Annotated in this window: 4 protein-coding genes and 1 other annotated feature; of the genes, 2 read left to right on the top strand and 2 right to left on the bottom strand. The window is 37.3% G+C overall.

Going from position 1 to position 3,810, the window contains the following annotated elements; translation table 11 throughout:
- The first annotated feature begins 2 nt into the window (after positions 1-2).
- Together AC1DTM_RS20065 and AC1DTM_RS20070 are read left to right on the top strand one after the other, a co-directional pair.
- Positions 3-374 (top strand): DoxX family protein, encoded by a 372-nt coding sequence (locus tag AC1DTM_RS20065; protein WP_477000720.1) that lies wholly within the window; start codon positions 3-5, stop codon positions 372-374.
- A 21-nt stretch (positions 375-395) separates the two neighbouring features.
- Complete coding sequence (locus AC1DTM_RS20070) at positions 396-1,253, top strand: VOC family protein (RefSeq protein WP_088099533.1); 858 nt, start codon at positions 396-398, stop codon at positions 1,251-1,253.
- Positions 1,254-1,270: 17 nt separating this feature from the next.
- Here AC1DTM_RS20070 and AC1DTM_RS20075 read toward each other — a convergent pair whose 3' ends face one another.
- Both AC1DTM_RS20075 and AC1DTM_RS20080 read right to left on the bottom strand, forming a co-directional pair.
- On the bottom strand, positions 1,271-1,585 hold the full coding sequence (locus AC1DTM_RS20075) for a 4a-hydroxytetrahydrobiopterin dehydratase (RefSeq protein ID WP_002199307.1): 315 nt from the start codon (positions 1,583-1,585) through the stop codon (positions 1,271-1,273).
- On the bottom strand, positions 1,566-3,320 hold the full coding sequence (locus tag AC1DTM_RS20080; RefSeq protein WP_088099532.1) for an aromatic amino acid hydroxylase: 1,755 nt from the start codon (positions 3,318-3,320) through the stop codon (positions 1,566-1,568). The genes AC1DTM_RS20075 and AC1DTM_RS20080 overlap by 20 nt, the downstream gene beginning before the upstream one ends.
- A 162-nt stretch (positions 3,321-3,482) precedes the next feature.
- Positions 3,483-3,710 (bottom strand) — a binding site (T-box leader).
- Positions 3,711-3,810: the final 100 nt, after the last annotated feature.

Consider the following 3,810-nt stretch of genomic DNA (forward strand, 5'->3'; position numbering starts at 1 on the left):
GTATCGTGTTAGGGGTAACATTCTTTATGCACGGTTTAACAAAATTCCAATCAGGAATTGACAATATCGCAGGGTGGTTTACAAGCATTGGTTTACCAGGAGGACTTGCATACGGTGTAGCAACAGTTGAATTAGTTGGAGGTCTATTGTTAATTCTAGGTTTAGGTGTAAGATATATTGGTTTATTATTCGCACTTGTTATGGTTGGGGCGATTGTAAAAGTAAAATGGTCAGCTGGTTTGTTAGGAGACGGGAAAAATCCTGGATTTGAGTTAGAACTTGCATTATTAGCAATGGGTGCTTACTTATTTGTTGCGAAAGCTGACGGTTTTGTAGATAATTTCTTAAAAGAGAAAATGTTAAAGAAGAATTAATTAAAATGGGGGTATAACAAAATGGGCTTTCCACTTCATCCCGAAACAACACTTGGGGTTGTTCATTTATATGTATCAAATGTAAAGAAATCGCTAGAGTTTTATACAGAAGTATTGCGAATGAAAGTGCTAAAAGAAGATGAAACTGTCGTTACATTTGGGAATGAAAATGACGAACCACTCCTAATAATTGAAGAAAAGAAAGAAGCTTTTCCGAAACAACGAGGTAGAACAGGTTTATATCATTATGCAATTTTATTACCAAATAGACAGGACTTAGCGAATATTCTTCGTCATCTTGTAGAGATGGTATATCCACTGCACGGTGGAGCCGATCATTACTTTAGTGAAGCTCTTTATTTAGCTGATCCAGATGGAAACGGGATTGAAATTTATCATGATCGCCAAAAAGAAGTTTGGCGTGATGAGAATGGAGAGCTACCATTTGTTAGTAACCCATTAGCCGGTGAAGAATTATTACAGCAAGGAAGTACATGGAATGGGTTCCCAGCTGGTACTGTGATGGGGCATATTCATTTACATGTAGCTGACTTAGAAGAAGCAAAACGTTTCTATGTTGATGGTCTTGGTTTTGATGTAACGATCCCAGCTCGTAATGGAGCGCTGTTTGTATCCGCAGGTGGTTATCATCACCATATCGGTTTAAATACATGGCAAGGTGAAGGGATACCACCACAAATGCCAAATTCCGTTGGCTTAAAATATTTCACAATTGTACTAGCAGATGAAAAACAAAAAGAGCAAGTGTGTGAAAGCTTAAAATATATTGGCGTAGTTGCTACGTACAAAGATGGAATATTACAGGCCAAGGATCCGTTTGGACATTGTATACATTTTAAAGTAAAAGGAGAAGCCTAATTAAAGGCTTCTCTTTTTTACTTTCTTATAATCGCTTTTTCATTTTGTAAAAACAGTTCATCAAATTGCTTTGCAAGGTCAAAATCTAGTTTGGTTAAACCTTTTGCATTCCATGATGACAAAGTAATAATGACTGCTTTATACTGGATAAGGATAAATGGGTGGTGATTATGTTCTTCTGATAGTTTGGCGGCTTCAGAGACAAATTCGACTCCTTTTAAGTAGTCGGAAAACATATATTTTCTTTCAATCCATTTTTCATCTTTCACTGTCCATTTATCCAGCTTAACTAATTCTTCTTGTACCTCTTCATTAGTTAGTCGTAGCATCATTTTTCACATCCTTTACCTGTAGTAACGCAAGACCGTTGTTAATAAGACGTGTTACAGATTCGTCAGTTGTGAAAGTAGAAAGTTGTTGCAATAATGCCGCTGATGCTTCGTGGCCCTTATTATGTTCTAAAAGCAATTCTAAAATTTCAAGACGAAGCAACCATTCTTTCGGATGAAATTTATTTAATACTTCTTGAATAGCTATTAATTGATCAGTATGAGTATCGTGTAAAATACTATCGTTACGTATATCCCGAACTGTTTGATACATACGTTCAAGCTCATTCAGTACAAGTGGATCAGGAGTTTTTTGTACTTCTTCATTCATCGGGAAAAATGCAGCCGCATCTGCCGCTCCTGGGAATACAGAAGTGATTTGTGAGCCGACAGCCATATCAAATGCTCCCCATGAAGGATCAAATAATAAGCGATCTTTATGAGTAACTGTACAATTTATAAAGGAGATAAGAGCAATTTTTTTATCATTCTTTACAATGTCTGTTACTGTTCCTTTTACATGAATGCCGCTTGCAAAAGTAAACTCTGCACTATGTCCAATTGTAATGCCTAATGATTGTAATTGTTCTTCTGTACAATTTTCTAATGCAATATCACCATCTAGTAATCCGATTGGTGTCCCGAATCCATCGCTGTGCACAGATGTAGAATGATTTGCTAGTTGTTTATTATGAATTGCTAATGCAGTTGGTGAGCTTGTTCGTGTGTAAATAACTTCACCAGTATCATTTTTAATTGTCTCTGTAAATGTACCCGTAATTTGTAATCCACTACTTAGCTCAGTTGTAGCATGATTTTCGGAGCGGATTGCTTTTTCTAATCCTTCTGTGCCACCTGTTTTAAATGCCATCGTTGTAGAGAACTGCTCAAGTGCCTCAGTCAACTCTTCAAATGATTCACAAACAAATAGCTGTGGCTGCATTTTTGTTACGTCATAAGTTGTCCCGGTGCAAGCTTCAATTGAGAATGGAACTTTCTTTACAGCATCTGTTAAGCAATGCTTACTTTCACCGACAGAGGAAAGGAGACCAGCACCGTAAATTTTTGGGTCATCTATATTACCGATTAAGCCGTATTCCACTGTCCACCAGAATAGACGTGAAATTTGTTCTGCTTCTGATAAACCAGAAACTAAGTTTTGTTTTTCGATTACAGCATTTTCAGCAGCTGCAACTTCTTCRGGTGTAGAAGTCGGGCTTTCTTTTACGATCGTTAATGTACGAACAGCTTCAAAAGCTTCATGTTCTTCTTTTGTGGAGAAAGCTTTCGCTCCAATTTGCCCAAAGCGTTTCACATATTTTGCATATGTACGATCAAGTAAAATCGGTGCGTGTCCTGCTGCTTCATGAACGATATCAGGAGCTGGTGTATACTCGATATTTTCTACTTTACGAATATCTGTTGCGATTGGTAGTAATCCATGCCCCTGAAAATCAAAGAATGCTACGCCGGGAATAAGCCCATCAATCGTTACGGCGCCCCAGCCGCTTGGTGCTAAACAGTCATTCATTTCTTCTACTTTTGGAATCGCATCTATATTAATACCAGATGATTGTAGTCCATTAACATAGGCGGGATGAGCAACATCTTTTAAGAAGTTATGGTTTTGTTTCATAATGTAACGCCAAACAGCGTGATTCACCGGTGTGTATTGATCATAATGCTGTGTGGATACGAATGGTTTTAAATGTGATGGAATTTCTGTTTTCTTTGTCATTTAGACATCCTCCTTTTTTTCTATAAAAATGAATACCGGTTCGTATAGATTGCATCACCTCCCTTTAAAAAATGTAAGCGCTTATAAAATCTTATCATAAGATTCGGAATTATTTAACAACTGTTTGTGTGAGAAATAGAAAAAGCCCCTATCGGAAAATCCGATAGGGGCGAAAAAATCGAGGTACCACCCTATTTGTAAGTGAAAAGGTACTTACATCTCAACTAATGATAACGGAAAAACTCCGTCTTTTCCTTCATGCATAAAAGCACTACGAAAAAGAAGCTCCAGAATTGTAATTCGTACTTATATATGTGCTAATTTCCACCGACCATTAGCTCTCTGAAACAGGGATACAAGATACTACTGCGATTCTTTCAACGCATATATATGAAATTATTTAAAAGGGAAGGACGCAAAAAAGCCCCTATCGGAAAATCMGATAGGGACGATAAAAATCGCGGTACCACCCTATTGGTAAACAATTAAT

It is taken from the genome of Bacillus sp. P4_D3 (genome assembly GCF_056401855.1).